This is a genomic window from Pseudomonas sp. (assembly GCF_049301935.1).
In the GTDB taxonomy this organism is placed as follows: Bacteria; Pseudomonadota; Gammaproteobacteria; order Pseudomonadales; family Pseudomonadaceae; genus Aquipseudomonas.
Map to the genome: position 1 here is coordinate 40,159 of NZ_JBAQLP010000062.1, position 26,731 is coordinate 66,889.

The 26,731-nt window shown below is 60.7% G+C and carries 29 protein-coding genes; 19 read left to right on the forward strand and 10 right to left on the reverse strand.

Annotated features, from left to right (window positions below):
• Positions 1-332: 332 nt before the first annotated feature.
• Both WA145_RS09550 and WA145_RS09555 read left to right on the forward strand, forming a co-directional pair.
• A complete protein-coding gene (locus WA145_RS09550; RefSeq protein WP_422581355.1) occupies positions 333-1,283 on the forward strand; it encodes a LysR family transcriptional regulator in 951 nt (316 codons plus the stop codon).
• 132 nt (positions 1,284-1,415) lie between these two features.
• The gene (locus WA145_RS09555) at positions 1,416-1,553 is read left to right on the forward strand and encodes a hypothetical protein (RefSeq protein ID WP_422581356.1); all 138 of its coding nucleotides are present in this window, start codon (positions 1,416-1,418) and stop codon (positions 1,551-1,553) included.
• An 81-nt stretch (positions 1,554-1,634) separates the two neighbouring features.
• On the opposite strand, the gene WA145_RS09560 is transcribed toward WA145_RS09555, so the two are convergent.
• From WA145_RS09560 to WA145_RS09580, 5 genes are all read right to left on the reverse strand, one after another.
• Complete coding sequence (locus tag WA145_RS09560; protein ID WP_422581357.1) at positions 1,635-1,958, reverse strand: AzlD domain-containing protein; 324 nt, start codon at positions 1,956-1,958, stop codon at positions 1,635-1,637.
• Positions 1,958-2,632, reverse strand: coding sequence for an AzlC family ABC transporter permease (locus WA145_RS09565; protein WP_422581358.1), 675 nt, complete (start codon positions 2,630-2,632; stop codon positions 1,958-1,960). The genes WA145_RS09560 and WA145_RS09565 overlap by 1 nt, the downstream gene beginning before the upstream one ends.
• A gap of 106 nt (positions 2,633-2,738) precedes the next feature.
• Positions 2,739-4,085, reverse strand: a complete 1,347-nt coding sequence (locus WA145_RS09570; protein ID WP_422581359.1) for an NAD(P)/FAD-dependent oxidoreductase — start codon at positions 4,083-4,085, stop codon at positions 2,739-2,741.
• A gap of 170 nt (positions 4,086-4,255) precedes the next feature.
• Positions 4,256-5,764, reverse strand: a complete 1,509-nt coding sequence (locus tag WA145_RS09575; protein ID WP_422581360.1) for an aldehyde dehydrogenase — start codon at positions 5,762-5,764, stop codon at positions 4,256-4,258.
• A 3-nt stretch (positions 5,765-5,767) separates the two neighbouring features.
• Positions 5,768-6,673, reverse strand: coding sequence for a dihydrodipicolinate synthase family protein (locus tag WA145_RS09580; protein ID WP_422581361.1), 906 nt, complete (start codon positions 6,671-6,673; stop codon positions 5,768-5,770).
• Between the two features lie 327 nt (positions 6,674-7,000).
• Between WA145_RS09580 and dctP the strand changes: the two genes are divergently transcribed.
• The 3 genes from dctP (at position 7,001) to WA145_RS09595 (ending at position 9,999) form a co-directional block, all read left to right on the forward strand.
• On the forward strand, positions 7,001-8,032 hold the full coding sequence (dctP, locus tag WA145_RS09585; RefSeq protein ID WP_422581362.1) for a TRAP transporter substrate-binding protein DctP: 1,032 nt from the start codon (positions 7,001-7,003) through the stop codon (positions 8,030-8,032).
• Positions 8,033-8,115: 83 nt separating this feature from the next.
• A complete protein-coding gene (locus tag WA145_RS09590) occupies positions 8,116-8,643 on the forward strand; it encodes a TRAP transporter small permease (protein ID WP_422581363.1) in 528 nt (175 codons plus the stop codon).
• Positions 8,644-8,700: 57 nt separating this feature from the next.
• A complete protein-coding gene (locus tag WA145_RS09595; protein ID WP_422581364.1) occupies positions 8,701-9,999 on the forward strand; it encodes a TRAP transporter large permease in 1,299 nt (432 codons plus the stop codon).
• Positions 10,000-10,300: 301 nt separating this feature from the next.
• On the opposite strand, the gene WA145_RS09600 is transcribed toward WA145_RS09595, so the two are convergent.
• The 3 genes from WA145_RS09600 to WA145_RS09610 form a co-directional block, all read right to left on the reverse strand.
• Positions 10,301-11,275, reverse strand: coding sequence for a hypothetical protein (locus WA145_RS09600; RefSeq protein ID WP_422581365.1), 975 nt, complete (start codon positions 11,273-11,275; stop codon positions 10,301-10,303).
• A gap of 426 nt (positions 11,276-11,701) precedes the next feature.
• Positions 11,702-11,995, reverse strand: coding sequence for a type II toxin-antitoxin system RelE/ParE family toxin (locus WA145_RS09605; RefSeq protein ID WP_422581366.1), 294 nt, complete (start codon positions 11,993-11,995; stop codon positions 11,702-11,704).
• Complete coding sequence (locus WA145_RS09610) at positions 11,983-12,255, reverse strand: CopG family ribbon-helix-helix protein (RefSeq protein ID WP_003393486.1); 273 nt, start codon at positions 12,253-12,255, stop codon at positions 11,983-11,985. Before WA145_RS09610 ends, WA145_RS09605 begins: the two co-directional genes overlap by 13 nt.
• Positions 12,256-13,001: 746 nt before the next feature.
• Here WA145_RS09610 and WA145_RS09615 point away from each other — a divergent pair.
• On the forward strand, positions 13,002-14,195 hold the full coding sequence (locus WA145_RS09615; RefSeq protein ID WP_422581367.1) for a Fic family protein: 1,194 nt from the start codon (positions 13,002-13,004) through the stop codon (positions 14,193-14,195).
• Positions 14,196-14,579: 384 nt separating this feature from the next.
• On the opposite strand, the gene WA145_RS09620 is transcribed toward WA145_RS09615, so the two are convergent.
• The gene (locus WA145_RS09620; RefSeq protein ID WP_422581428.1) at positions 14,580-14,756 is read right to left on the reverse strand and encodes a hypothetical protein; all 177 of its coding nucleotides are present in this window, start codon (positions 14,754-14,756) and stop codon (positions 14,580-14,582) included.
• Between the two features lie 88 nt (positions 14,757-14,844).
• Here WA145_RS09620 and WA145_RS09625 point away from each other — a divergent pair, with 88 nt between their 5' ends.
• Both WA145_RS09625 and WA145_RS09630 read left to right on the forward strand, forming a co-directional pair.
• Positions 14,845-15,108 (forward strand): hypothetical protein, encoded by a 264-nt coding sequence (locus tag WA145_RS09625; protein ID WP_422581368.1) that lies wholly within the window; start codon positions 14,845-14,847, stop codon positions 15,106-15,108.
• Positions 15,109-15,137: 29 nt separating this feature from the next.
• The gene (locus WA145_RS09630; protein ID WP_422581369.1) at positions 15,138-15,908 is read left to right on the forward strand and encodes a sulfite exporter TauE/SafE family protein; all 771 of its coding nucleotides are present in this window, start codon (positions 15,138-15,140) and stop codon (positions 15,906-15,908) included.
• A 4-nt stretch (positions 15,909-15,912) separates the two neighbouring features.
• Here WA145_RS09630 and WA145_RS09635 read toward each other — a convergent pair whose 3' ends face one another.
• Positions 15,913-16,905: an AraC family transcriptional regulator gene (locus tag WA145_RS09635; RefSeq protein ID WP_422581370.1), complete on the reverse strand. Its 993-nt coding sequence runs from the start codon at positions 16,903-16,905 to the stop codon at positions 15,913-15,915.
• A 178-nt stretch (positions 16,906-17,083) separates the two neighbouring features.
• Here WA145_RS09635 and WA145_RS09640 point away from each other — a divergent pair, with 178 nt between their 5' ends.
• The 11 genes from WA145_RS09640 to WA145_RS09690 all read left to right on the forward strand — a co-directional run bounded on the left by WA145_RS09640 (position 17,084) and on the right by WA145_RS09690 (position 26,637).
• Positions 17,084-17,938 carry a MaoC/PaaZ C-terminal domain-containing protein gene (locus tag WA145_RS09640; protein WP_422581371.1) on the forward strand — a complete coding sequence of 285 codons (855 nt, stop codon included), beginning with the start codon at positions 17,084-17,086 and terminating at the stop codon, positions 17,936-17,938.
• A gap of 92 nt (positions 17,939-18,030) precedes the next feature.
• Entirely contained in the window at positions 18,031-18,345 is a 315-nt protein-coding gene (locus tag WA145_RS09645; RefSeq protein WP_422581372.1) for a nucleotide pyrophosphohydrolase, read from the forward strand.
• Positions 18,342-19,091: a methyltransferase gene (locus tag WA145_RS09650; protein WP_422581373.1), complete on the forward strand. Its 750-nt coding sequence runs from the start codon at positions 18,342-18,344 to the stop codon at positions 19,089-19,091. Before WA145_RS09645 ends, WA145_RS09650 begins: the two co-directional genes overlap by 4 nt.
• Before the next feature lie 29 nt (positions 19,092-19,120).
• Complete coding sequence (locus WA145_RS09655; RefSeq protein WP_422581374.1) at positions 19,121-19,714, forward strand: DUF4136 domain-containing protein; 594 nt, start codon at positions 19,121-19,123, stop codon at positions 19,712-19,714.
• 25 nt (positions 19,715-19,739) lie between these two features.
• Positions 19,740-20,303: a DUF4136 domain-containing protein gene (locus WA145_RS09660; protein ID WP_422581375.1), complete on the forward strand. Its 564-nt coding sequence runs from the start codon at positions 19,740-19,742 to the stop codon at positions 20,301-20,303.
• A gap of 16 nt (positions 20,304-20,319) precedes the next feature.
• Positions 20,320-20,808 carry a GNAT family N-acetyltransferase gene (locus WA145_RS09665; protein ID WP_305592551.1) on the forward strand — a complete coding sequence of 163 codons (489 nt, stop codon included), beginning with the start codon at positions 20,320-20,322 and terminating at the stop codon, positions 20,806-20,808.
• Positions 20,809-20,952: 144 nt separating this feature from the next.
• Complete coding sequence (locus WA145_RS09670; RefSeq protein WP_422581376.1) at positions 20,953-21,402, forward strand: DMT family transporter; 450 nt, start codon at positions 20,953-20,955, stop codon at positions 21,400-21,402.
• A 325-nt stretch (positions 21,403-21,727) separates the two neighbouring features.
• Positions 21,728-23,215 carry a SulP family inorganic anion transporter gene (locus tag WA145_RS09675; RefSeq protein ID WP_422581377.1) on the forward strand — a complete coding sequence of 496 codons (1,488 nt, stop codon included), beginning with the start codon at positions 21,728-21,730 and terminating at the stop codon, positions 23,213-23,215.
• A gap of 106 nt (positions 23,216-23,321) precedes the next feature.
• On the forward strand, positions 23,322-24,173 hold the full coding sequence (locus WA145_RS09680) for a universal stress protein (RefSeq protein WP_422581378.1): 852 nt from the start codon (positions 23,322-23,324) through the stop codon (positions 24,171-24,173).
• Between the two features lie 144 nt (positions 24,174-24,317).
• The gene (locus WA145_RS09685) at positions 24,318-25,439 is read left to right on the forward strand and encodes a GGDEF domain-containing protein (protein ID WP_422581379.1); all 1,122 of its coding nucleotides are present in this window, start codon (positions 24,318-24,320) and stop codon (positions 25,437-25,439) included.
• A gap of 67 nt (positions 25,440-25,506) precedes the next feature.
• A complete protein-coding gene (locus WA145_RS09690; protein ID WP_422581380.1) occupies positions 25,507-26,637 on the forward strand; it encodes a GGDEF domain-containing protein in 1,131 nt (376 codons plus the stop codon).
• Positions 26,638-26,731: the final 94 nt, after the last annotated feature.

Genomic DNA, 26,731 nt, shown 5'->3' on the forward strand with positions numbered 1-26,731 from the left:
GTTGTAGACCTTGTTAAAAGAGCCGGTCGATCAGAGATAACACATACAAGCCCCGTGCCTCCCACAAAGCGCTCGCCCTGTGGCTATTAGATTTACCGGCCTGTTCAACACCCTAAACTCCACCCAAATCAAGAGGCAGGGCCCTGGAGCGGTGTAAACAGCATTTCAGCAAAGCGCATGCGACTGTTCCGGAGTTTCCTTGAATATCACTTTTCGGATACTCTCCGAGGCCATTTTAGGAAGTGCATCAGCAGTCGCCGCCCTTGAAGTCTAGAGTCCGGCTATAGTCAGCAGAATCGACTTTTTATTCAGGATATTGAATACCTGTAGTTATGGTCATACACACCGAACCCGATCAGTCGCTGATCAAGATGCCGTCACTGCGGGCGGTAAAATCCTTTATCGCCGCGGCCAAGTACCAGAACTTTACCCGAGCCGCAGAAGCCCTCTGTGTGACCCAGGCGGCCATCAGCCGGCAGATCCGCGAGCTGGAGGGCTACCTCGGCGCCGAGCTTTTTACTCGCGCCGGCCGCGCCGTGGAGCTGACCACCGCCGGCTCGATCTTCTACGACGCAGTGCAATTGTCCTTCGTCAATATCGCCCAGGCCGCCGAGCGCATCCGCAGCCACAACGCCGGCAAACGGGTGTTGACCCTGTGCTGCTCGCCGGCATTTTCCGCACTATGGCTGGCCCATCGCCTGCCGAGCTTCTTCGGCGCCAACCCGGATATCGACCTCAACCTGATCACCACGCAAAACTTCCTGTCGATGGAACCCGGCGTGCGCCCGGACATCTTCATCACCAAGATGGCCAAGGTGCATGAGGGCTACCGCAGCACGGCGCTGTTCCACGATGTCATCTACCCGGTCTGTACACCGCGGTATCTCGAGCAGCATCCAGAACTGAGCAGCCTCGGAGGCCTGCGCGACAGCGTGCTGCTCAACCTCAGCCCCTATGGCCGCTCGCAGGTCGCCGAGCACGTCGACTGGGGCGTCTGGCTGGCGTTCAACGATATCGATATCGAAACCCGCGCCCACGACAGCCCGCACTTCTTCAACGCCAACGACTACAACATGCTGATCCAGATGGTGCTCAGCCATCAGGGCGTGGCGCTGGGCTGGAATCACCTGGTCGGCCATCTGGTCGAACAAGGACTGCTGGTACGCCCGGTTGCCGAAGAAGTCGTGCATCGCGAAAGCCTACACTACCTCACCTTCCGCGAGGACAGAGAAGACGACGAGGCCTGCTGCCGGCTGCGCGAATGGCTGATGCAGCAGGTTTAGTTACACGTCGTTAAACCTTCGCCAGGCTATTGCTCGGCACGCTCGATATCACTCATATAAAAACCTGCTGGCTGGTTTTTTTGTGCCTGCCGCTCCCTGGCCGCGGAGAACCAGCGGTATGCCGGTCAGGTGGTGGCTATCGAGGAAATCTCCAGCACCACCGAAGACATCGCCGCGAAGATGGACGATATCAACCTGCATACCGGCGAGACCAAAGGCCTGCGCCTGACGCTTGAACGGCACACCCAGGGACTGTCCGCCAAGGCCTAGGCGCTGAGCCGCAGCGCCCGGCAGTTCCAACTTGATTGAGTTGCTGGATAGACGTCGCTAAGCCAGCGAGCCCAACGCGCTCTAAACGAGTGACTGCTGCAACCAGAGCGTTCCCATCCCGGCAGCCAGGGTGAGCAGGATATTGCGCGTTTTCCAGGCCACCAGCGTAGCCACCACAGCGGCCAGCACACGTCCATTGCCGAGATCGAACTGAGCGTCAGCGCCGGGATAGATCACCGCCGGCAACACCAGCGCGGCCAGCACGCTCGCCGGTACATAGGCAAGCGCTTGATGCAACCAGAGAGGAATGCGTAGCCGGCCGTAAGCCTGAATAAAGGAGAGGCGTAACGCAAAGGTGCCAAAGCCAATGGCCAGGAACAACGCCCAGAGCGACTGATCCGCCATCATTCGTCCTTCCCGGCGATGGATGCTCCACATGCCTGGCGATAACGCTCGACGATCAGCCCGCTAAAAACGCCGCACAAGGATGCGAGTAACAGGCCAAGGTTGTACGGCAGCCCCATGGCCAGCACCGCGACCACGCCGCCGACACAGGCGGCGGCGAGGCTGGCGCAGTTGCGGATCGCCGGCACCAGCAGAGCCAGAAATGACAGCGGTATGGCGAATTCCAGCGACCAGCTGGCTGGAATTCCGGCGCCGAGGAAGACCCCAACCATCACCGATAGCTGCCAACTCAGCCACATACTTAACGCACTGCCGGCATAGTACCAGTGCCCCACGCGGGCCATTTCACCGGACGACAGTTTCAGAATGCTGAGCGCGTATGCCTGATCCGACAGCATGTACGACAGCGGCCATTTCCAGCGCCAGGACAGATGATGTAGGTATGGCGCCAGGGAGGCGCTGTACATGAAAAACCGCAGGTTGATCACCAACACGGTCAGTACGATCACCAGGGCAAAGGCGTCCTGACGCAGCAACTGCAAGGCCGCCATCTGCGCCGAACCGGCGTAAAACAACAGGGTCATGCCCAGGGTGGCTAGGGGCGACAAGCCCTGCTCGACGGCCATGACCCCGGTCACCAGCCCAAAGGGGATTACCCCCGGGACCATGGGCATCAGCGCTCGCACGCCGTCAAGGAAAGCCGTCCTTGCCGTCCAATACTGAGTCACATCGGCCTCCAGGCAGTTACGGGCAGGTTGAAGCGTTAGGGCATTACGTCGTTTACAGCTCGATACCGGCCTGCCACTCCTTCCAGCGCATCGTCATGTTTGCGCCAAGCGATAGAAACGGCTCCGGCGGCAATCGGCTGGGCGGGGCACAGTCCTGGAACTCATCCAGCATTGGCGAACGACCATTGACCGCCAACTCTGCCGCCAACATCCCCGACAACGTCCCCTTTACCGTGCCAAGGCCGTTCTGGCAGGCAGCCGAGAACACGCGCTCGTCCTGCTCACCGAATGCCGGCACCGAGTTCAACGACAAGCAGAGCCGGCCGCCCCAGCGATGCTCCATGGGCACACCTTCCAGCATCGGGAAACGGGCCGAGAACGCTCTGTCATGGAGCTTGGCGGCCTGGCGGATATTCCGCTCGCCGATTTCCATCGACTGATTCAGCGTGAAGTGGTTGCGCACGGTGATGCGGTGCCCGCTGCCGTCGTAGTTCGACACCCTGCGAACCGTCGTCCCCATCGGATCGGCAGGCAGCAGGCCCCAGTCAGGGGCACCGCCCAGGCGCTTGACCTCGGCCTCCGTCAGCGCGCGCGTCATCGATGCGTAGGTGAAGACGTGCAACAGCCGGTGCGGAAAATAGCCGAACGACTGGATATGGCCGTTTACTCCGAGGATGACGCTGCGTGCGCGCACTCTCCCCTTCGGGGTGTGCAAGACATGCCTGTCACCGAGGTCCATCGACAGCACCGGACTGTGCTCATAGATGGACACCCGCTGACTCAGCTCGGCGGCGGACATGCGTATATAGGCCGCCGGCTGGATCATCACCGAATGGGGCGTGAACAGGCCACGGCGATAGAACTCCGTGCCGGTCCAGGCTTTCATCTCGGCCGTATCCATGAATCTGAAATCTTCACCCAGCGAGGCCAAATGCCGGCTGTAGGTGTCGATATGGTGCTCGCCCTTGTCCGAAGCCGCACCAGTGACCTTGCCGCACTGATCGAACACGGCCTTCGGCATGCCGGCCGCCACAGCCGTCTGCCGCGCAAACTCGATGGCGTGGCGATTCAGGCGGATCTGCCTGAGATCGGCATCCTTGGCGCCGGCGTAGGTCTCGGAATTCAACTCGTGGGGCAGATCGATCATGAAACCGCTGTTACGGCCCGCCGGCCCTTCAGCCAGGCGCCCCGCCTCCAGCACCACGATACGCTCGCCGGGAACCAGCTGGCTCAGGCGGCGTGCCGCCGCGAGCCCGGCGAAGCCGCCGCCGACCACCGCCCAGTCTGCTTCGATATCCTGATCGACCTGCGGATAGGCCGGCGCCGGCGACAGAATCGCGTTCCACGCCGCTGGGCCTGTATCCTTGGGTAGACGCCTGACCTTCAGTGTTTTGCTCATAAATCATCCTGCCAGAATGACAGCGAAGCGAGACACGGGAGCCGTACTCTGCTCCCGCGGGTCTTGAGAGGAATCGAAATCGCAGGATGGGGCGGCCATCTCTCCGCAGCCACCACAGGGTCAAATCCGCGGATTGGCGGCGCCCCATCCTACGCTCTCCACAGCGGCACTCAGCCTTCGATCAGCTCGTCACCCAGACTGATCCAGATCGTCTTGAGTTCGGTGTACTGATCGTGGGCATGGATCGAGTTATCGCGACCGCCGAAGCCCGACTGCTTGTAACCGCCGAACGGCGTGGTGATATCGCCTTCGCCGAAGCAGTTGACGGTGACGGTGCCCGCCCGAATCGCGCGTGCTGCACGCAACGCCTTGCGCGAGTTGGCGGTGAACACCGAGGCTGCCAGTCCGTAGTCGCTGTCGTTGGCCACCGCGATCGCCTCATCGAAGCTGGAGACGGTCACGACCGCTAAGACCGGGCCAAAGATCTCTTCGCGCGCCAGAGCATCGCTGCTACGCACGCCATCGAAGATAGTCGGCGGTACAAAATTTCCTTCCAGCGCTTCACCACCGAGCAGCAGCCTGTGGCCGGCTTCCTTGCCCTGACGCAAGTAGCTGGTGACCTTCTCGAAGTGCCCCTTGTCGATCAGCGCGCCCAGTTGATTGGCCGGGTCCAGCGGGTCACCGGTGCGCCACTCGGCCGCCTTGGCGCAGACGCGCTCCAGCAGCTCGTCCTTGATCTTTTCATGCACGATCAGACGCGAACCGGCAGAACAGTTTTCGCCCATGTTCCAGAACGCCGCGGACACCACCTGAGCTGCCACCGTATCCAGGTCTTCGGCGTCATCGAGCACGATGCACGGGTTCTTGCCGCCGCACTCGAGTACCACCTCTTTCAGGTTGGACTCGGCTGCGTAATGCAGAAAACGGCGACCGGTCTCGGTCGAACCGGTGAAGGCCACCATGTCGACATCCGGGTGACGGCCCAATGCTGCACCGGCTACCGAACCATGACCGGTGACGACGTTCAGCACGCCACTCGGCACACCCGCCTCCTTGGCCAGCTCGGCGATACGCAGCGCCGTCAACGAGGTCTGGGTTGCCGGCTTGACCACCACCGAGCAGCCCGCCGCCAATGACGGCCCCAGCTTCCAGCCGAGCATCAGCAGCGGAAAGTTCCAGGGCAGTACGGCGCCGACCACACCAATTGGCTCGCGCACCACCATAGCCACCACGTCCGAGCCTACCGGCGCAGTCTGGTCGTAGATTTTGTCGATCAGTTCCGCGTGCCACTTCATCACGTGGATGGTTTCGGGCACGTCGATGGTCTCGCAATCGGCGATCGGTTTGCCCGAATCGAGACTTTCCAGTACCGCCAGCTCGCGGCGATCGCGCTCCATCAACTCGGCAAGGCGAAGCAGGGTTTCCTTGCGCTCACGCGGGTGCAGGCGGCTCCAGCGACCGTCTTCGAACGCTGCGCGGGCTTTCTGCACCGCCAAGTCGACATCCTCGGTGCCGCAGGCGGCGATCTCGGCCAGGACTTCGCCAGTAGCCGGATTGATGGTCGGCAGGGTCTTGCCGGACAGTGCCGGACGGAATTCGCCGTCGATAAAGCTCAGCGTCTGAATCTTCAGGCGGGCAGCAATGGCTCGGTACTCTTCGCGGCTCAGAAGATCGCTCATGTCTTATTCTCCTTTCTGAATGTTTGCGATGGTCGCCTTCAGCGTGCTGATCACCTCTTCCAGCTGACGTTTTTCAGCCTCGTCCAGCCCCAGCAGCGGCTTGCGGGTGACACCGGCGAAGCGACCTGCCAGGGTCACGCCGTACTTGACGCTCTGAATGAATTTGCCGCCCTGCTCCAGCACGCTCATCAGCGGCATCATCGCGCCCATGATGCGACGCCCCTTGTCGAAATCGCCCTCGACAACGCAGGCCTTGTAGAGCGCGACATGCTCCTCGGCGAGGAAGTTGGAGCCGGCACAGACCCAACTCTTCGCCCCCCAGGCGAAATACTCCAGCGCCTGGTCGTCCATGCCGCAGGAGGTCTGCAGGCTGGGGTACTTCTGCATGAGCAGGTGCAGACGGTTGATATCGCCGGAACTCTCCTTGATGGAGCAGATGTTCGGCGAGCTGAGCACCTCGTCCAGGCAAGCCTCGCCCATCATGACGCCCATGCGGGCGGGGTAGTTGTACAGCATGACGGGCAGGTTGGCGGCACGGTCGACGGCGAGAATGTGCTGCGCCACCTCATGCTCGGTCGGCAGCGAATAGGGCGGGGTTGCTACCAGGATAGCGTCGGCCTTGCGCTCGGCAGCCGCCTTGGCCAGACGAATCGACTCGTCCGGATCGACCGAACCGGTGCCGAAAATGACCGGCACTCGGCCCGCACAGCGCTGCTGGGCGATCTCCAGCAGTTGCACGCGCTCTTCGTGACTCTCGACGTAGTACTCACCCGTGGTGCCGCCGACGATGATGCCGTGCACACCAGCCGCCAACAGGTAATCAACAGAAGCCGTGTAGGCCTCGAGATCAATGCTCAGGTCTTCGCGAAACGGAGTGATTACGGGAGTGTAGATACCTTCAACGCGCATAGTAATGTCCTGTTGGAAAGTGGCTTGACCTAGGGAAAAGTGCCAAGGCGAACGAGGCAAAATCTAATGACAACCAGGCAGCATTAACAATCAACTTTTATACACCCCAAACGATAACGTCACGTCATACCACCCTCTAACGCCCAGTAGTAATGAAGCACAAATTATTCATAACTGGACGTTATCCATTGCCCACTAGATTTGTTTCTTGACGCTAAATACGTGGAAGCCTACCGTTCAACTCGGCGGTTTAATAACCCATCTGGACAACAAAGATTGATGAGTCGCCTCATTCAATCCAATTGAACAAGAGTCCCGGAGATAGAAATGAAACAGTCGATTAAACAAATAATTAAAGTTTCGCAAGTAGCCGTGCTTTCGACTACCGTCGCGCTAGGTTGTGCCTTCAGCGCCCTGGCAAGCGACAAGGACTACAGCTTCAAGCTGGCGCTGGAATCAGGTGATCGTGATTCGGCATCCGCCAAATCCATGCAGCAGTGGGCCGACCTGATCAAGGAAAAGTCTGACGGCCGTATGGAAGTCAGCATCTATTACCAAGGAGAGCTCGGTGGTCAGCAGGAGCTATTCGACCAGTTGGTAAAAGGCAACATCGACATGATGCTGACCTGGCCACAAACCTCTTATGACGAACGCCTCGGCGTTAACTACATCCCCTACCTGACCCTGGGTTGGGAAGATGCTCTGAAGGCCTATGACGAAGACGGCTGGCTGAAGAACATTCTCGGCCCGGTCTACGCAGATATCGGCCTCAAGTATTTCGGCCCCTACCCGGAAGGCTTCGGCGGCATCGCCACCAAAGGCCGATACGCGACAAACAATAAAGACGCCAACGGCTTAAAAGTTCGCTCGCAGCCGGTATTCCCTCTCCCGCAGACCATGAAGGCCATGGGCTTCCAGGCGGTGCCTATCGATTGGGCCGAGGTTTACACCTCCATTCAAACCGGGGTTGTTGATGGCGACTCGAGCAACGTCATTTATTGGGATTATGAGTACTTCCGCGATCAACTGGATTACTTCGTACACTCCAAACACAACTTCTCGTCCTACGCCATGTTGATGAACAACGAAACCTGGCAGGAGCTTGACGCTGAAGATCAGGCCATCATCTCTGCCGCCGCACAAACGGTAATCGACAAGCAGTTCAAGGACGCCAAGGCCGAGGACGACAAGTGGATCGCCAAGGCACAGGAGGCCGGCATGGAATACATCGTGCCGTCTGCAGAAGACATGCGGGCTTGGGTTGAGCGTGTACGCGCCGAAGTCTGGCCGGAGGCCGAAAAGTCCCTCGGTAAGGAACTGATGGACAAGATTCGCGCCAACGCATCGGTCCCCCAATAATCAGTCAACTATAATGTCAGCGTTTGGGCAACCGGGATGTTGTACCGGCTGCCTTTATCTTTTTACTTCAGCAGGGTCTCTCGATGGCCAAGTTACTTATATTGATGGCATCAGTCGATAAATTACTGATGTTGATCATCAAGCCAATCGTAGTGGTCATAAGCTTCTTGGTAGCCGTTCTACTGGTTTATGGCATTTTCACCCGTTCGGTCATGGGTACACCCGTTTTCGGGCTGGAAGAAATCGTGCTACTCGGTGCCATGTGGCTTTATATGCTTGGCGCGGCTCTGGCCTCGCGTGACCGCTCTCACCTCACCGCTGATTTTGTTGAAGTTATCTTCAAGAACCCAAGAGTCATACACGCCTTTCGCGTAGTCGCAGCACTGATTTCCCTGTTCATGGCCTGTATGTTCGCCTCCTGGAGCTATGACCTGCTGTACTGGGCAGTCATGAAAGGCCAGAGCAGCACGGTTCTGAAGCTGCCCTGGTACCTTTCGCAGAGCAGCCTTTTCGTGGCCAGCATTCTGTTCATTTTCTACCAGCTACGTGACGCCATTAACGACATCAACAGTTTTCGAGCGTGCGCGAGAACTGCTCACGGGCACGGGTAGTGCTACCAGCCAGAGCAACCCTCAGACCACAACTACAAGAAATCGCAGAGACTAATCATGGGCGCATTACTCGCAATAGCCGTTGTTATAGTGCTGATGATGATCGGGGTTCCGGTTGTCTTCTCCTTCGCTGCTATGACCCTGGTTCTTTCCATCACCTACGGTGTCGATATTTCGTCGCTGATGACCACCGGCTTCTGGTCGGTAAACTCCGTCATCCTGCTGGCACTGCCCCTTTTCGTGATGACGGGCTACCTGATGCAGGCCGGCGGCATGGCTGCACGCCTGGTTCACTTCGTTGAGGCCCTGGTGGGCAAGTCCCGCAGTGGCATGGGTTCGTCGATGGTCGTGGCCTGCGGCGTTTTCGGTGCCATCTCTGGCACTGCGTCCGCTGCGGTCGCCTCGATTGGCACCATCATGATTGGCCCTATGGAGAAACACGGCTACCCGCGGGAGTACACCAGTGCCCTGCTGGGCATTTCGTCGCTGCTCGGGCTACTTATTCCCCCCAGCATCACCATGATTCTCTTCGCCGTTGTAACGCGGCAGTCGGTGGCAGCCTGTTTCCTATCGACCATCGGACCGGGCATTTTGCTAATCATCATGCTGTGCATTTTGAACTGGATCAAAATGCGCACTCACCCGGATCCAGCCGAGCAGCCGGTAAAGTTTCGTCAGCGCGCCGAAGAAATCGGCAACAGCATGTGGAAGGCGTTTCCTGCTCTAATGCTGCCGGTGATCATTCTTGGCGGTATCTACGGTGGCGTGTTCACCCCCACCGAAGCGGCGGCTATCGCGGTTGTCTATGCGATCCCTGTCGGCCTATTTATCTACCGTGAACTGGATCTTAAGAAGCTGGCTGAATGCTTTATCGCCGCAGCAACGACGACCGGCGTCATCATGGTCATCCTGCTCTTTTCCTTTGTTGCCAGCCGCATCTTCACGCTTGAGCGAGTTCCGCAACAATTGACTGACGTACTGATGGACCTGTTCCAGAACAAGCTGCTCATTCTGCTGGTCGTGAATATTTTTCTGATCCTGCTCGGCATGATCATGGATGATGTCAGCGTCGTTGCCATCGTTAGCCCTTTGTTGCTACCGGTCATGGTGAATATTGGCGTCGACCCCATACAGTTCGCGGCAATTGTAGGTACCAGCGTGGTCATCGGCTGCAATAGCCCACCGATGGCACCTATCCTGTTCATGACGTGCCGAATCGGTAACGTGGGCATATCGCAGGTAATGCGCCCGGCACTCGGATTCATGGCATTCGCTGCGCTCCCGGTCATGCTGGTGACGACCTACTGGTCGCCACTGTCGCTCTACCTGCCAAGAGCATTTGGCTATATAAATTAATCTCTTGTTCATTAGAAAGCGGGGCTAGTCCCCGCTTTTCTATGCATGGCTGGGTCTGCAAGCTGGATGGCGCCCGACTTGCCATTGATGTTCCACAGCTGATCCATAAGTCCCCAGCTCAATAGGTAAGCATGACCCGATCCTAGAACGTCGAACCAATGATGGCAAAGCATCACTGGCTCGCACTGGCAGTATCAGCAAGGGACTATCCCCTACTTGCTCCAAACCCACGCTGACGATCACCGAAGGACTTCATAGTGACCTTGCACAGGTAGCTGTGCACACCAGAGGTTTGGATATTTCACCCTCGACAAGGATGCTTCAGCTGCCCCGTCCGCAGGCATCGAGCACCCTCAGGCCTTAAGCGCAGGTGCTGGGCATTTTTGACGAGATACTTCATTGCCCTGTGGATATGAGGTCGAATAGCTTGATCTCCCCTCTGGATCTGGCCAATGCCGCACTCATCGCCATATCGATCCTTATCATGGTTGCAGCTTTCCATGTAGCCCTGACCACGCGTGATGTCTTCCCACAAACCCCCGATCTCGATGGCTTTCCAGACATCCCGGCAGACCACGTTGCCATTAAAGAAGTAAGCAGCATGGATGTGATAGCCCTGACCATCATTCCGGTCACCCTGCTCCACCGAGTAGATGTAGCCGATAAGATGTTCAAAGATCGGATTGCGTTTATGCGTGATAACTAACTGCTGCAGGTCATCAAAGACGTGCTCAACTCGTAGCCGGGCCTGAGCCTCTGAGCGATAGTAAAGATTGACTCTGACGATCGTAGTACGCGAATAAAGACTCACCAGAGCATCCGTGTACCCAGTGATCTCCTTCTCCTGCTTACGCGCCTCACCACTGCGATCCCCACTCTTACGCCGATACCGCAGCTCACGGGTCAATTTACGGATGCGCGCCGTCAGTACGTTCATGCTGTGGTGGTGATCCAGGTAAGCCGTACCCAGTTCATTCAGACAGATAGGACCGTCAAGACGACGCACAAGGCCTACGTCCTGGCAAGCCTCCTTGAATGCTTGCAGGTGCTCGCTGTAGCTGTACTCCACTCGATCATCGTCGAACAGGTCGACCATCTGCTTGATGTGGGTGAAGTATCGGGAGAGCCTGGTCTCTTCGAGACGCTCATAGCCTGATCGGCTTTGCGTGATTCGGAATGCTGGTGCGTCGGTCTTCTCGATAGCCTGGACGAGTGACTCAATTTGAAGGGCAATGTCGGATTGGGAGAGGTGGGTGTAGGTCTTACGATTGCTCATGGTGGGTACCTGGTTGATTGACTCATACCTAGTACGTGAAGTGGATTTTTTAACCGTTCTCCTTTTCCTCTGCTGGTAGTCCATGCTGAGTAGGGTTAGTGCTTATTACTATTTAACTACTTGAATAGATAGTTAATAACTATATAACTATATAACTATATAACTATATAACTATATAACTATATAACTATATCAATAGATGCAGCTTTACTCACTTCCGACTATCTCGGCGAGACAGGGCAATGGGGAGCAAGATTGCCAAGCCTATCGAGAGATTTTCCGCATCGCTTCTTGGGAGAGTTAGCTGAGAAACCGACCTCTAAATGCACAAGCGACATTACCAGTCGAAGCTAGTCATAGCGCATGATTATCAGTCCTATCCAGCCATGCTTTGGACTATGACGCCGTGGTCGCAAGGACAAATACTCAGTAACCGACTTCTTTCTGATGCCGAAAGGCCAGTACATATACAGCGTCATCCGCCCGTTCATGCCGATAGAGCGCAACATAACCCGAATCACCGAACTCGATTATCAGCTCACGCAGTTCCGGCAGTTCTGGGAATGGGCGACCTACTTCCGGACCTTCTTCCAGTCGAGCGAGTTGTCGCTCAATCGCCTGAGCAGCACGCCGAGCTACCTGCGGACCTTTCTCGACAAGAAACTTACGACAGCGCTCCAACCCTTGTGCAGCACCTTCGGTGATAATTACTCGTGGCACTTAGGAAGCTCCGCCTCAGCCTCAGTACCCCAGGTATTGAGCCAGGCCCGAGTCTCTTGGCCGGTCAGATGCCGGCCTGTTTCCTGATACGCCGCCCACGACGCCAAGGCTTCTTGCTTGAAACTCTCACGGGCTTCCTCGCGCTCAACGTACTGCGCTATCGCTTCGCGCATAATCCAGTGGGACGAACGTTGACGCAGACCAGCCAAGTGCTGAATGCGATTTTTCAACTCGTCATCGATCTTGATGGAAGTGGCCATAGCCGAACCCTCGCTATCTAAAGGTATTACCTTTGGATAAGGTATCAGTCGCCCGGCGTATCTGTCCACGCGTCAAGAAGCCGGACGATGTCACGCAGAACCTGGATGGGGGGACAAGTGGGGGGACAGAAACACGATTAAAAAATAAACCAATATAAATCAATATATTGGATATTTAAAAATGCCGCCCACAAGCCGGTTTTTTTATGTCTGCCATCCATGGCCGCGACCCTTTGTGCCGTCGCTGCGCGAGGTTAAAAACTGCTCCAGACAGTTTTTCATGCCCGTAATTTGTACCTGGGCCCCAATCGAGTGTTTTGGGCGCTGCGTAATTCGTAGGATGGCGTTGAGCGTAGCGATACCCATCACGCGGTTTAGGCTCGTATTCGCCGGCATGACGGCTGTCGATGATGGGTTACGGTGCCTTAGCTCTACTGGCAGCAGGTCAACTTGCGGGCACCTAACCCATCCTAAGGCGTTAATTCCTGAGCACTCTGTTTGCTGCGTGAACGCGCGGCGTCTGGGATCGCGGCTAAAGCCCTGCCCACATAATCCAGCATCTATTTCCCCGCACAGCGCCGTTGCCGATGGCCATTGTCTAGCCGTGCCAAGCAACCCCCGAAATAATCTGCAGAAAAATGTGCAAAAACAGCTTAAAACAAAGCCCACACTTTCTTCTTTAGGCTAGTATTTGCAGGGCTTCTGCGGGTTATCACAATCTGCATAAAAATGTGCAGAAGGCGGCGATGATCAGCGACAAGAACTACCTGCTCCCGGCGCTGCCCGGCGAGCTGCCAGCGGATATTCTGCAAAAGGCCTCGCTGCTGCCGGCCAAGGCGGCGTTTCTCGATGGCCGTTTGGCCCCGGCCACCCGCGCCAGGCTGGCCGCGCTGCTGGAGGTGACCAATACCTATTACTCCAACCTGATCGAGGGGCAGTATTCGGCCCCGGCCGATATGCAGCGCGCCCAGGCCGCGCCAAAGCGCGAGCGCAAACAGCTGGCCGATCTGGCCATGCAGCAGCTTGGCGTGCAAACCAGCTTTGAGCGGATTATGCGCCGCTGGGATAAGGATATTGCCTGGTCGGCGATGTTCTCCCCCTGGCTCACCGAGCAGGTGCACAAGGCCTTGTTCAAATACGCGCCTGCTGAGCAGCTCAAACTGCACAACAGCGAACGCTATTTAGTACCGGGCAAATTGCGTACAGAACCTGATGAGCAGGTGGTGGTAGGCAACCATCTGGCACCCGACGCCCAGGTGGTGCAACCCATGCTGGAGTTGCTGCAACAGCAGCTGGGAGCCTACAACGACCCGCGCACCCGGCTGATTGCCGCCCTGGCCTATCACCATCGCCTGGCCTGGGTGCATCCCTTTATGGATGGCAATGGCCGGCTGGTAAGGCTGATTACCCATCTGCAACTGGTGTATCTGGATTTGCGGCCTAACCTGTGGTCGCTATCACGGGGCCTGGCGCGCCGGCAAAGCGAGTATTACGCAGTGATGGCCAACGCCGACCGGCCGCGCGAAGGCGATCTGGACGGCCGTGGCCAGCTCTCGCTCAAGCATTACCTGGGTTTTATCGGCTTTATGCTGGATGTGTGTATCGACCAGATCGACTATATGACCGAGGCGGTTGACCCGGCCAATATGCGTGGCCGCATAGAGCGGTTGTTTAAACATCATGAGCGCATCAGCGCCGCAAAAATCCGCCCCGGCTCGGCGGCGGCGGTGCATGCACTGCTAAGCATGGGTAGCATGCCGCGCGCGACCTTCAAGACCTTTCTCGGACTGAGCGAGCGCCTGGCGATTGAAGAACTCAAGCGTCTGATCGAGCTGGGCATTGTGCTTAGCCCCACGCCCAAATCGCGGGACGTGGAGCCGGGCCTGCCGGTGTGGTTTGCCCAGGAGATTTTCCCCGATCTGCATCGGCGGTTTATCTAGGGCCAGCGATGAGATGTCGGGCCGCTGTAGGGGGATCGGGGCGAGCAGCCGATGCTCTTCTGATCCACCCTATGTCCGTGATTGGTGGATGGATGAAGCGTCATCCTTGTATGGACTCCTCCCGTTTTGCCAGTGAAATACACATCCAACGAACCTAGGTACGACTGCTTCCGTATATCCGGCTGCTGATAAGGCGCGTGTTGTCTTGAGCCATGATGAATATCCGCTCATATGCCCCTGATCGCCCTAGCGGCCTTGGTTTACAGAGGGCCTGTGGGTAAAGCAGGCTTTACACATGCCGGCTCGACCGGTTCGTCATCACTGCATGTCACTGTGCAATCGTGGTGGATCTTCTACGGTGCTACTGGTTCCAGCTTGGGTAATTCAGGTGTACGCCTCAGCAGGTTGATAGTCTTGCCCCTTGCTGAGGATCGCCCAGATGATCCGGGCATTCTTGTTCGCCAAGGCAACCGTGGCGAGGAGTACCAGATCATCGGGCGCGGTACGCGGCTGTTCGACGGCAAGGACTATTTCACCGTCTACGACTTCGTCAAAGCCCATCACCTGTTACGCGAGCCGGAGTGGGATGGCGAGCCGGAAGACCCCGCCACACCCGGCGGTGTTGGCACCGGTGAAGAACGTGGTGGCTATGCGGACGCCCCGCAGGAGCCAAGACCACCGCGCCCGCCCCGAGGTGGTCGAGATCAAGCTGAGCAATGGTTCGGTGCGGCGTATTCGCAACATGATGGCGACCCTGTTCCTCGGGACCGATGCCGTCGCCGACCTGGGCAAACCCGAGCTGATCAAAAACCTGTTCTTTGGCTTCCAGAAGTACCTGTACCAGGGGCCGACACCGCCAAACCCCTGGACCAACGACCTTGGTCGACTTGGCCCCACCGCGTGCGCTGGTTAAGCTGCTGACCTTTTGCCCGAGCCTTTGCCATGCCTGTATCCGAAATTCTGCTGCTGGTACTTGCCGGTTTTGCTGCCGGGGGGATGAATGCCCTGGCCGGTGGCGGCACCTTCTTCTCCTTTCCGGCGCTGCTGGCGGCGGGTCTGCCGCCGGTGACAGCCAATGCCACCAATGCCGTGGCGCTGTGGCCGGCCAGCCTGGCCGGGGCCTGGGCGGCGCGGGATTCACTGCGGCCGCTGGGGCGTTATCTGCTGCCGTTGTTGGCGGCCGGGCTGGCGGGCGGTTTGCTGGGCGGGCTGTTGCTGCTGGTGGGCGGCGATGCGCTGTTTGCCAAGCTGATTCCCTGGTTGCTGCTGGCCGCCACCGCGCTGTTTACCGCCAGCCCCTGGCTTAGTCGCGCTCTGGCCGCGCGCCGCGCCGAGACCGCACAACCGCCGCACGGCCCATTGTCACTGGCCGCGCATATTGGCGTGTCGATCTATGGCGGCTACTTCGGTGCCGGCATGGGCATTCTGCAACTGGCGGCGTTTTCCATCGAGGGCCACCCGCTGGCCCGCGCCAATGCCCTGAAGAACCTGATTTCCGCGGTGATCTACAGCGTCGCCACGGCCACCTTTATCATCGCCGGCCGGGTTAGCTGGTATGAGCTGGTGATTCTGCTGGTGGGCGCCACCGTCGGCGGCTATGTCGGCGGCGCGCTGGGTCAGCGCTTGCCGGCCAAGTTCCTGCGCCTGCTGGTGATCGGCGTCGGCAGCGGCATGACGCTCTATTACTTCTGGGCGACCTATTTCGCCCAGTAGCCCATCAGGTTTTACCGCGCTTGCGAAACTCCACCGGGGTCTCGCCGACCCAGCGCTTGAAGGCGCGGTAGAAGGTGCTCGGTTCGGAGAAGCCGGTGCGCTCGACTATCACCTCGATGCGCTCGTCGGTGTTGAGCAGCAGGTCCTTGGCCAACCGGCAGCGGTAGTCGGTGACCAGGTCATTGAAGCGCACCCCGGCCATGGCCAGGCGCTCACGCAAGCGCCGCGCCGGCATATTCAGCCGCGCCGCGACCTGTTCCAGGGTGGCGCCGCTGTCGACCAGCAACTCGCCGATCAATTCGCGCACCTTGCGCACCAGGTCCAGGCGCTCGACCTCGGCCAGCTGCCGCCGTGCCAGCGATTCGTGCATGCGCAGCAGTTCCGGCGCGGCGTGCCGTGAGGTCTTGTCCAGCACCGCGGCATTGAACACCAGCGCGTAACGCTCACCGCCCAGTTGCGCCGGGCAGCCGTAGACCTGCTGATAGCGCTCGGCCGGCGCACCCTCGGCATGCATAAACTGCACTTCATAGGGGGTGAAATCGCCTTCGGTCAGCGCATCAAACAGGCGGATCACCGCGCCGGCGAGCATTTCCGGAAAGTGCCGCGGCGTGCCCGCAATCAGCCCGAGCACCAGCACCGCGCGCTCGCCCTGCACCTCCAGCTTGGCGTTCAGGGTATCGGAGAGCAGGCGCACATAACGCAACGCATGGCGCAGGCCTTCGCCGAAGGTTTCACTGGAAAGAAACAGGTATTCCAGCAGCAGGCCGTGGAAGGCCGGCAGGTGCTGCGCCAGGTAGAGGCCAATATGCTCTTGGCCGCACTCATCGATGGCGGCTTTCCAGAACAGTGCCTGGGCGGCATGCGGGAAGCGCCCGGCAGGCAAGCCGCCAGGCGGCAGGCCAACCCGCGCCAGCACGCGATCGGGGTCGGTTCCGCTGGCACGCAAGGCGTCGATCACCGGGCGCATCAGCGCCACGTCGTCAGTCAGGTCACGCATGTTGAGGATTCTTATTGTCTGCGAGGCGCGGCCATCTTAGGCAGCTTTAGCTCATGCGCTCAAGGCGTGAATCATGCGCCTAAACGATTGACTGGCCCGCCGTAGACCTGGGCGATGCGGCCAATGCAGATAAAAGCCGGCCGACTAAGCTGCTGCCACCGTTCTGAGGAGTTTGCCCATGGCCATCGACTGGCTCGAACTGCCCGCCCCACCTGCCCTACCCGCGCTGTTTCTGCGTGCCGCCCTGCGCCGCCGTGTGACCGGTCGCAGCCTGCCCGAGCTGGGCGTGCGCTGCCAGGTCACGGTAGAGCCCGCACACCTGGCGCGCTATCGGCAGATCTGCGGCTTTGCCGATGATCACCTGCTGCCCGCGCCCTACCCGCATATCCTGGCGTTTGCCCTGCAGATGCAGCTGCTCACCGACCAGCGCTTGCCTTTTCCGCTGCTCGGCTTGGTGCACCTGGAAAACCATATCCGTGTGCTGCGCCCACTCGGCGGCCTGGGGCCGTTTAGCGTCAGCGTGCAGGTGCAGGACCTGCAACCCCACGACAAGGGCGCGAGCTTTAGCCTGATCACCCAGTTGCACGACCAGCTCGGCCTGCTCTGGGAAGGCGACAGCCGCATCCTCTGCCGCGCCCTACGCCTGGACGGCAAGCCGCTCGAACGTGACGCCGCAACCGCGCTTACCCAGACCACCCTGGCCCACTGGCGCGCGCCAGCGGATATCGGCCGGCGTTATGCGCGCATCGCCGGCGACTACAACCCGATCCATCTGTTTGCCGCCACGGCCAAGCTGTTCGGCTTCCCCCGCGCGATTGCCCACGGCCTGTGGAACAAGGGCCGTGCCCTGGCCGAACTGGGCGCGCGCCTGCCTGCTGCCGGTTATGCAGTGAGCGTGCGCTTTCAAAAACCGCTGTTGTTGCCGGGCGAGGTGCGATTACTGGCCAGCGAGTCGGCTAGCAGTGGTCAGTTCAGCCTGCTCGGCGGGGATGAACTGGTGCATATGAGCGGCAGCTGGCGGCCGCTCACCTGAAATAAAGTAGGCGGCTGCCGGTAACTATTCGGCAGCCGCTTGCACCCTGCCGGCGAACCCCCGAAGCTATGCGCTCTTTGCTGGAGCAGCTGATGAACCTCGCCGAACTGACCACCCGCATGCACGCCATTCGTGATCGCAACGACTGGCGGCCATTCCACAGTCCGAAGAACCTGGCCATGGCCGCCAGCGTGGAAATGGCCGAATTGGTGGAAATCTTCCAGTGGCTGAGCGAGGCGCAGTCACGCGAGCTACCCGCCGAACAACTGGCCCATGCCGGCCAGGAAATCGGCGATATCGTCCTCTATCTGGTGCTGCTGTGTGGCGAGCTGGGCCTGGATATGGAACAGGTGGTGCGCGCCAAGCTGGCCGACAACGAACGGCGCTTTCTCGGAGACGCGCCATGACCGATCGGCACTTCGACGAGCTGGCCACGCGCTTTGCCGAGAAGATCTATGGCGGCGCCAAGGGCGCGATTCGCCTGGCGGTGCTCCAGGCCGACCTGGCCGAAGCGCTGCCCGAGCGCCCGTTGCGGGTGTTGGATATTGGCGCGGGGCTTGGCCATATGTCGCTGTGGCTGGCCGAGCGCGGTCATCAGGTGACCCTGAGCGAGCCCGCCGAACCCATGCTCAATGGCGCCCGCGAGCGCTTTGCTGCCGCCGGACAACAAGCCACCTTTATTCAGGCGCCCTGGCAGGAGCTGCTCGGCCAGCTCAATCAGCCCTACGACCTGGTGATCTGTCACGCGGTGCTGGAATGGCTGGCCGAACCGCACAGCATCCTGCCGGTGCTGCACCAGCTGTGCGTGCCCGGCGGCTGGCTATCGCTGGCGTTCTACAACAAGGACGCGCTGATTTACCGCAACCTGCTCAAGGGGCATTTCCGCAAACTGCGCAAGGCCGAGTTCGCCGGGGAAAAGCAGAGCCTGACCCCGCAGATGCCGCTTGATCCGCGCGAGCTGGCGGCGCAACTTGAGGCTGATTGGCAGGTCGAAAGCCGGAGTGGCGTGCGGGTTTTTCACGACTATATGCCGCAGCCTTTTCAGGCCAAGGCCGAGCTGCTCGACCTGCTGGAAATGGAGCTGGCCTACCGTCGCCACCCGAGCTTTGCCGGGCTGGGGCGCTACCTGCACTGGATCTGCCGGCCACGCTGATTGCCCTCTCACAGGAGGCGGAACATTCAATGAAAAGACTGGGCACCTTATTGCTCCTGGCGAGCCTAGCGGCCTGCCAGGGCGACAACCCGTATACCGCCGAAAGTCAGCCCCTGCCGCCGGCACCTGTGCACTCGCCGCAACAGCTTGACCGCAGCGCCTACCCGGCCGCACCGCGCGACTATGCCCGCTACCGCACCTGGAGCTGGCAACGCCTGCCCGCCGGCACGGCCTGGGCCAGCTCCGAGCAGGTGCAGGAAGCCCTGAGCAACGCCCTCGATCAACGCGGCCTGCGCCCCCATCGTGCCGGCAAGACCAGCGACCTGCAGGTCAGCGCCGAGCTGCGCCTGGAACAACGCCTGCGCCAGGTCAGTGAACACTACGGCAGCCAGTACGGTCATAGTCGCTATGGCGATAACTACGGCCTATGGGGTAGCGCGCCGCTGGTGCGCAGCTATAGCGAAGACGTCATGCTGGTGCGCATCGAACTGTTCGACGGCCAGGATGGCCAGCCGGTCTGGAGTGCCAGCGCCGAAACCCTCAGCAGCGGCAGCCAGAGTCAACGCGCCGCCGCGCTGCGCGACGCGGTACAACAGGCCCTGGCAGCCTATCCACCACACTGATTGCTGAAGCCCGAGGAAAGTACCCATGCGTGCATCACTGCTGTTACTGCCCCTGCTGTTGATCCTCAGCGCCTGTCAGACGGCGCAGCTGGAACGCGACTTCGACCCCAACCGCGATTTTGCCGCCTACCGCAGCTGGAGCTGGCAGGAGCCGGCCGTGCAATACAAACCCGATGACCCGCGCATCAACAGCGACCTCACCGGCCAGCGCATCCGCAGCGCGGTCAGCGAGCAGCTCGACCAGCGCGGCTTGCGCGAGGCGGTCGCGAACATGCAAAGCGACCTCAAAGTGCAGGTATGGATGATCGTCGATAACCGCCAGCAGCAGGTCAGCACGCAAATGGGCGGTGGCTGGGGCGACCCATGGCGCGGTGGTTTCTGGGGTGGCCCGAGTTATGTGGAAACCCGCACCCTGGACTACCAGGTCGGCACCCTGCAGATCGACCTGCTCGACGGCAAGGACGGCAAACTGGTCTGGCGCGGCAGTGCCGAACAGGTGCTGCGCAGCCGCCAGCCCAGCCCCAGCGAGCGCGAAGCGGCAATTCGCCGTACAGTCGCCGAGGTGCTAAGCCAGTACCCACCCCGCTAACCCACCAGGAAGTTGCATGAGCCCAACCCCACACCTCAGCCATCGCCCCGCAGCAGCGGCTGACCTGGCCGAGATCGTCGGTTTTCCACAGAACGCCGACGAGCTGTTCTTCTGCTATCCCAAGGCCGACTGGCCGTTGAGCATCGGTCAGCTGGCCGCCGCCATGGCCGAGCGCCGCGACAGCACCGTGGTGCTGCTCGATGGTCGGGTGGCCGGCTTTGCCAACTTCTACCAGTGGCACTACGACGACCACTGCGCCCTCGGCAACCTGATGGTCGCCCCCTGGGCCCGAGGCCATGGCGTGGCGCATTATCTGGTGGCGGTGATGGAGCAACTGGCGCGCGAGCATTACCACGCCAAACGCATGCAGGTGTCGTGCTTCAACGCCAACAGCGCCGGCCTGCTGCTCTACCCCAAGCTTGGCTATGCGCTCAGTGACGTGGTCGAGCGGCGTGACCCCAAGGGTCAGCGCGTGGCATTAATCCAGTTCAGCAAAACCCTGTAGGCCGATGACAGGCCCCGTCTGGGCGAGCCGCCAACCGCTCGCTCATAAAATCCAGCAAGGTCGGCCAATGCCTTGGCCGAGAGGCTGACGAAGCGCACAGCTGCCCCGGCATAATCGCCCCCTTGCTGCCCTGGAGATGCCCCTATGCCCGCCCCGATCTGGTGGTTACTCGCCCTGCCCTTGGTTGCCGGCGCCTGCCTACCGCTGCAGGCGGGGATCAATGGGCAATTGGCCAAACAGGTGTCCAGCGTAATGGCCGCCGCGCTGGTGTCCTTCGCCGTCGGCACCCTGGCGCTGCTGATTGTGGTACTGGCCCAGCGCGAGTTTCCCAGCCTTGGCGCGCTAAAAGGCCTGACCTGGTGGCACTGGAGCGGCGGCCTGTTGGGGGTGATGTTTATCGCCACCGCCGCCTTTGCCGGGCCCAAGGTCGGCGCCTTGCTGTTTATGGCCCTGGTGATCGCCGGGCAGCTGAGCATGGCGCTAACCCTCGACCACTTCGGCTGGGCCGGTTTTCGCGAAGCGCCGATTACCGCGGGCAAAGTCGGCGGCTTGCTGCTGATCGTCGCGGGCATCTGGCTGATCAGGCGAAGTTGATCGCGCGAAGCCTGGTTGGCGAGCAATTGCCGCGACCCGCCCTGCGGGTGCCATGCCTGGATGCCCTGTGGTAAGGTACCAGCCCTTTTCGCCCGAATGGATAGAGACAGGTCGTTATGACACTGGCCCAACCATTGCGCTGGCTGCCTACGCCGCCATAGCGTTTCGCCCCCTCCCCGCATAGCCCGGCCGGTACAACCACTGCCTTAGCTCTGCTCCTGCGCGCCCGCCGCAAGGCTGTGTTGCGTTCGCTGTATCCAGCTTTTTATTAGCCCCATCCGCCGCCCTTGCGTGCGCCTGCGGACCCCAGCCTGTGGAATTGACCATGCTGCAAAGCCTGAAAAACACCTGGTTCTTCAATATCCGTGGCGATGTGCTCGCCGGCCTGGTGGTGGCCCTGGCCTTGATCCCGGAAGCCATCGCCTTCTCGATCATCGCCGGGGTCGATCCCAAAATCGGCCTCTACGCCAGCTTCTGTATCGCCGTGGTGATCGCCTTTGTTGGCGGTCGCCCAGGGATGATCAGCGCCGCCACCGGGGCCATGGCCCTGCTGATGGTCACCTTGGTGAAGAACCACGGCCTGGAATACCTGCTGGCGGCGACCCTGCTGACCGGCGTGCTGCAGATCGGCGCCGGTTACCTCAAGCTGGGTAGCCTGATGCGCTTTGTTTCGCGCTCGGTGGTTACCGGCTTCGTCAATGCCCTGGCGATTCTGATCTTTATGGCCCAGCTGCCGGAGCTGACCGATGTCACCTGGCAGGTCTACGCCATGTGCGCCGCCGGCCTGGGCATCATCTACCTATTCCCCTATGTGCCGAAGATTGGCCAGCTGATCCCCTCGCCCCTGGTGTGCATCCTGTCGATGACCGCCGTGGCCATCTACTTCGGCCTGGATATCCGCACCGTCGGCGATATGGGCGAGCTGCCGGACACACTGCCGATCTTCCTCTGGCCGGATGTGCCGCTGAACGTCGAGACCCTGGCGATCATCTTCCCCTACGCCGCCGCCCTGGCCGTGGTCGGTCTGCTGGAATCGATGATGACCGCCACCATCATCGATGACCTGACCGACACCAGCAGCGACAAGAACCGCGAGTGCAAGGGCCAGGGCGTGGCCAATATCGCCTCCGGCCTGATGGGCGGCATGGCCGGCTGCGCGATGATCGGCCAGTCGGTGATCAACGTGAAATCCGGCGGGCGTGGCCGCCTGTCGTGTCTGGTGGCCGGCGTGGTGCTGCTGCTGATGGTGGTGTTCCTCAGCGACTGGGTCCGCCAGATCCCCATGGCCGCGCTGGTGGCGGTGATGATCATGGTATCGATCGGCACCTTCAGCTGGGACTCGCTGCGCAACCTCAAGCAATACCCGCTCTCCACCAATATCGTCATGCTCGCCACCGTGGCGGTCACCGTCTATACCCATAACCTGGCGTACGGGGTGTTCGTCGGCGTGCTGCTGGCGGCGATGTTCTTTGCCAACAAGATCGGCCACTTCCTCTATATCAATTCGGAAACCGACAGCGAGGGCAGCCAGCGCAGCTACAAGGTGGTGGGCCAGGTGTTCTTCGCCTCCGCCGACAAATTTGTCGCCGCCTTTGATTTCAAGGAAGCCGTTGCTAAGGTGGTGATCGACCTGTCCCGCGCGCACTTCTGGGACATCACCGCGGTGGCGGCCCTGGACAAGGTGGTGATCAAGCTGCGCCGCGAAGGCAGCGAGGTGGAAATACTGGGCCTGAACCAAGCCAGCGCGACCATCGTCGACCGTTTCGGCGTGCACGACAAAGACAACGCCAGCGACCTGCTGTCGGGCCACTGACGGGTATATCCGCCTCCCTCATCCGGCGCTTCGCGCCACCTTCTCCCGGAGGGAGAAGGACAAAGGGAGTCGTCGCTGCGCGACTTTCACGCTAATGGAGAACACCATGTCCCAGGTAATGGCTTGCATCGATGGCTCCCTGTCTTCCCCCGCGGTGTGCGATTACGCCGCCTGGGCCTGCCTGCGCCTCGCTGCGCCGCTGACCCTGCTGCACGTACTGGACCACAAGCAGTACCCGCCGCTGAGCAACCTGTCCGGCAATATCACTCTGGGCAGCCGCGAGCAGCTGCTCCAGGAGCTGGCCGACCTCGACCGGCAACGCAGCACGCTGGCCCTGGAACAGGGGCGTTTGGCCCTGGAGGCGGCCAAGCAGCGCGCCCAGCACGATGGCGTAGCCAACCCGCAGCTGCGCCAGCGCCACGGCGACCTGGTGAGCTGCCTCGGCGAGCTGGAGCGGGACATCCGCCTGCTGGTGATCGGTCGCCAGGGCGAAACCAGCGACAACCTCAGCCAGTTGGTGGGCAGCCACCTGGAAAGCGTGATCCGCACCCTGCACCGGCCGATCCTGGTCAGTCCGGGCCAGTTCCAGGCCCCGCAGAGCCTGATGCTGGCCTTCGATGGCAGCCCGACCTGCCACAAGGGCATCGACATGCTCGCCGCCAGCCCGCTGTTCAAGGGCCTGCCGATCCATGTGTTGATGGTCGGCGCAGACACCGGCCCAGCCTGGGAGCAGCTCAAGCAGGCCGAGCTGCGCCTGGTCAAAGGCGGCCATCAGGTGCACCTGGCGATCCGCGCCGGCGAGGTCGAACCGACCCTGCACGCCTACCAGACCGAGCAGGGCATCGACCTGCTGGTGATGGGGGCCTACGGCCATTCGCGGATTCGTCAGTTCCTAGTGGGCAGCACCACCAGCCACCTGCTGCGCACCAGCAACAGTGCGCTGCTGATTCTGCGCTAGATGCGGACGAGGTGGGCCCACCCCACCCGTTACGGCCCTACCCAGCCGAGCGGCTCGCCACAGCCCGCGCGATAGCAATCTGACAGCTTTTGCAAAAGCAACGGGTTATGCTGCGACCACATCGTTATTTTGTGATCCCCGGCCATGACTGAAGCCCAGGTTCCCCGCCAGCCGCATGCATTCACCCTCTGGCGCGAAGCGCAGGACACCCGCACCCGCTCGCCCCTGGGCGGCATTTATTACCTGCTGGCGTGGCTGCTCACCTGGATCTTCAGCGATGCACCCGGTGCACTACTGGTACCTGGCGCCCTCGGCATTGCCATGTTTGCCCTGCTGCTGGCCCTGCGCCTGCTACACCGCCTGCCCCAGGAACAGACCAGCCAAGCGCTAAACCGCTGGCTTAACCTGCACTGGTGCCTGATCCTGATCACCGCGCTGAGCTGGGGCCTGGCCCACGCCCTGGCGCAGCACGACCCGTTGTTGCGTAGTTCGGTGATTATCGCCACCCTCAGCACCATCGCCTTTAGCACCGCCATGGCCTTCAACTTTGCCATGCGCAAGAAACGCGCAATGCTTGCACTGCTACTGCTTTACCTGCCGGGGCTGCTGGTGCTAGCGCTGGCATGGCGCGAGCAGTACGCCATCCTGATCACCCTGAGTTTCTACCTGAGCTACCTGCTGCTGGTGCTCAGCCGCAGCAACCGTGAGTACCACAACACCCTGGCCCTGGAGCTGCAGCTGCTCGACCAGCAGGAGCGCCTCGAACACCTGAGCCGCACCGATAGCCTGACCCAGCTGGGCAATCGTTATCAGTTCAATAGTCTGTTTCCGCTGATGGTGGCCAACGCCCAGCGCCAAAGCCAGCCGCTGTCGCTGGTGCTGCTGGATATCGACTTCTTCAAACGGATCAATGACGAGTATGGGCATGCCTGTGGCGACAGCTGCCTGAGCGACTTTGCCGAACGCATGCGACAGAACTTCCGCCGCGACAGCGATGCGCTGCTGCGCCTGGGCGGCGAAGAGTTCGGCATTCTGATGCCCAATACCCCGCTGGAGCAGGCTTGCCAGCGCGCAGAAAGCTTTCGCCAGACACTGGTCCAGCAGGGCTTCAATATCGCCGGCAACCCTCTACCCCTGACCGCCAGCCTGGGCGTGGGCTGCTTCGACCCGCAGCGTGACCACGACGCTGCGGCCTTCTTCAAGCGCGTAGATGATGCCCTCTACCTGGCCAAAGGCGCGGGCCGCAACCGCTTGCAGCTGGCTTGAGGCGCACACACGGCAAATAGCCATCACTCAACTAGACTCAGCTGGGTGACCCTTCGAGTAGCTGCAGATGACCTCAATATCCGCGGCAACCGGCCCTCGCCTGCGACTGTGGCGGGAGGCGAGCGATACCCATATCCGCTCCCGATTCGGCGGTTACTACTACCTGCTCGCCTGGGCCATGCTCTGGCTGACCAGCCGCAACCCCGGGCAAAACCTCTGGCTGTGGAGCGGCGGCGTCCTGTTGTTGCTCGGTTTTTTTATCCTGCGCAGCAGCGAGCGGCCCACCGAACAGTTGCCGGCGGAGCAACTGCAGCGCTGGCTGGACCAGCGCTGGGTTCTCATATTGCTGCAGTCGCTGGCCTGGGGCCTGATGCTGGCGGGCATTCAGCTGCACCCTGGGGTCATCGTCTCGCACCTGGTGGTTATGCTCTGCGTGGTGGTGTTTGGCACCGCCCTGGCATTTACCTACCCGATGCGCATGCCTAGCTGCGCCCTGGCCATCCTGCTGACCTACCTGCCCAGCACCGCGGTCAAGATCCACCTGGGTATCGGCGATATCGGCGAGTCCGTGGCCCTGGTGATCTACCTGAGCTACCTGGGCCTGTTCCTCTATCGCTGGCACCGCGAGTACCACATAAGCCTCGATCGCGAGCTGCGCCTGCTGCGCCAGGGCGAACAACTGGACCGTCTCAGCCGCACCGATGCACTGACCGGCCTGAGCAACCGCTATCAGTTCAATGCCCTGCTGCCCAACTGGCTGGCCAGTGCGCGCCGGCAGAACAGCATGCTGGCGCTGGTGCTGCTGGATATCGACTTTTTCAAGAAGATCAACGACCAGTTCGGCCACCGCGCTGGCGACCTCTACCTGCAAGCCTTCGCCGAGCGCATGCGCCAGCTGTTCCGCCGCGACAGCGATATCCTCTTGCGCCTGGGCGGTGAGGAATTTGCCGTGCTGATGCCCGACACCAGCCTGGAGCAGGCCATGCTGCTGGCTGAGCGCTTCCGCGCCGAACTGACCGAACACCCGCTGAACATTCCGGGGCAGAACCCCGCGCAGTATCCACCCCTGACCTGCAGCCTCGGCGTCGGCACCTTCCAGCCGCTCTGCGATGACTCCGCAGAAGCCTTCTACACCCGGGTCGACAACGCCCTCTATCGGGCCAAGGCCGGCGGGCGCAACCGCCTGGAACTGGCCTGAGGCCAACTCAGTGGTGCCGGCAGTCCTGGGGGCCCTACAAAAGCGGCAGGAGCTATGGGACGCCTGGTTATTGGCCGCAATGCTTTTGCATTGA

What these genes read in the sequence shown, in the direction of transcription:
- WA145_RS09580 (WP_422581361.1), bottom strand. Translation starts at nt 6,673, where the DNA reads ATGCGCGTTGAAGGTATCTACACTCCCGTAATCACTCCGTTTCGCGAA.
- WA145_RS09610 (WP_003393486.1), bottom strand. Translation starts at nt 12,255, where the DNA reads ATGGCCACTTCCATCAAGATCGATGACGAGTTGAAAAATCGCATTCAG.
- WA145_RS09650 (WP_422581373.1), top strand. Translation starts at nt 18,342, where the DNA reads ATGACCGATCGGCACTTCGACGAGCTGGCCACGCGCTTTGCCGAGAAG.
- WA145_RS09590 (WP_422581363.1), top strand. Translation starts at nt 8,116, where the DNA reads ATGGCCAAGTTACTTATATTGATGGCATCAGTCGATAAATTACTGATG.
- WA145_RS09595 (WP_422581364.1), top strand. Translation starts at nt 8,701, where the DNA reads ATGGGCGCATTACTCGCAATAGCCGTTGTTATAGTGCTGATGATGATC.
- WA145_RS09575 (WP_422581360.1), bottom strand. Translation starts at nt 5,764, where the DNA reads ATGAGCGATCTTCTGAGCCGCGAAGAGTACCGAGCCATTGCTGCCCGC.
- WA145_RS09670 (WP_422581376.1), top strand. Translation starts at nt 20,953, where the DNA reads ATGCCCGCCCCGATCTGGTGGTTACTCGCCCTGCCCTTGGTTGCCGGC.
- WA145_RS09600 (WP_422581365.1), bottom strand. Translation starts at nt 11,275, where the DNA reads ATGAGCAATCGTAAGACCTACACCCACCTCTCCCAATCCGACATTGCC.
- dctP (WP_422581362.1), top strand. Translation starts at nt 7,001, where the DNA reads ATGAAACAGTCGATTAAACAAATAATTAAAGTTTCGCAAGTAGCCGTG.
- WA145_RS09660 (WP_422581375.1), top strand. Translation starts at nt 19,740, where the DNA reads ATGCGTGCATCACTGCTGTTACTGCCCCTGCTGTTGATCCTCAGCGCC.
- WA145_RS09635 (WP_422581370.1), bottom strand. Translation starts at nt 16,905, where the DNA reads ATGCGTGACCTGACTGACGACGTGGCGCTGATGCGCCCGGTGATCGAC.
- WA145_RS09645 (WP_422581372.1), top strand. Translation starts at nt 18,031, where the DNA reads ATGAACCTCGCCGAACTGACCACCCGCATGCACGCCATTCGTGATCGC.
- WA145_RS09655 (WP_422581374.1), top strand. Translation starts at nt 19,121, where the DNA reads ATGAAAAGACTGGGCACCTTATTGCTCCTGGCGAGCCTAGCGGCCTGC.
- WA145_RS09675 (WP_422581377.1), top strand. Translation starts at nt 21,728, where the DNA reads ATGCTGCAAAGCCTGAAAAACACCTGGTTCTTCAATATCCGTGGCGAT.
- WA145_RS09640 (WP_422581371.1), top strand. Translation starts at nt 17,084, where the DNA reads ATGGCCATCGACTGGCTCGAACTGCCCGCCCCACCTGCCCTACCCGCG.
- WA145_RS09620 (WP_422581428.1), bottom strand. Translation starts at nt 14,756, where the DNA reads ATGGGCTTTGACGAAGTCGTAGACGGTGAAATAGTCCTTGCCGTCGAA.
- WA145_RS09665 (WP_305592551.1), top strand. Translation starts at nt 20,320, where the DNA reads ATGAGCCCAACCCCACACCTCAGCCATCGCCCCGCAGCAGCGGCTGAC.
- WA145_RS09565 (WP_422581358.1), bottom strand. Translation starts at nt 2,632, where the DNA reads ATGCCCATGGTCCCGGGGGTAATCCCCTTTGGGCTGGTGACCGGGGTC.
- WA145_RS09630 (WP_422581369.1), top strand. Translation starts at nt 15,138, where the DNA reads ATGCCTGTATCCGAAATTCTGCTGCTGGTACTTGCCGGTTTTGCTGCC.
- WA145_RS09550 (WP_422581355.1), top strand. Translation starts at nt 333, where the DNA reads ATGGTCATACACACCGAACCCGATCAGTCGCTGATCAAGATGCCGTCA.
- WA145_RS09690 (WP_422581380.1), top strand. Translation starts at nt 25,507, where the DNA reads ATGACCTCAATATCCGCGGCAACCGGCCCTCGCCTGCGACTGTGGCGG.
- WA145_RS09625 (WP_422581368.1), top strand. Translation starts at nt 14,845, where the DNA reads ATGCGGACGCCCCGCAGGAGCCAAGACCACCGCGCCCGCCCCGAGGTG.
- WA145_RS09560 (WP_422581357.1), bottom strand. Translation starts at nt 1,958, where the DNA reads ATGGCGGATCAGTCGCTCTGGGCGTTGTTCCTGGCCATTGGCTTTGGC.
- WA145_RS09680 (WP_422581378.1), top strand. Translation starts at nt 23,322, where the DNA reads ATGTCCCAGGTAATGGCTTGCATCGATGGCTCCCTGTCTTCCCCCGCG.
- WA145_RS09685 (WP_422581379.1), top strand. Translation starts at nt 24,318, where the DNA reads ATGACTGAAGCCCAGGTTCCCCGCCAGCCGCATGCATTCACCCTCTGG.
- WA145_RS09570 (WP_422581359.1), bottom strand. Translation starts at nt 4,085, where the DNA reads ATGAGCAAAACACTGAAGGTCAGGCGTCTACCCAAGGATACAGGCCCA.
- WA145_RS09615 (WP_422581367.1), top strand. Translation starts at nt 13,002, where the DNA reads ATGATCAGCGACAAGAACTACCTGCTCCCGGCGCTGCCCGGCGAGCTG.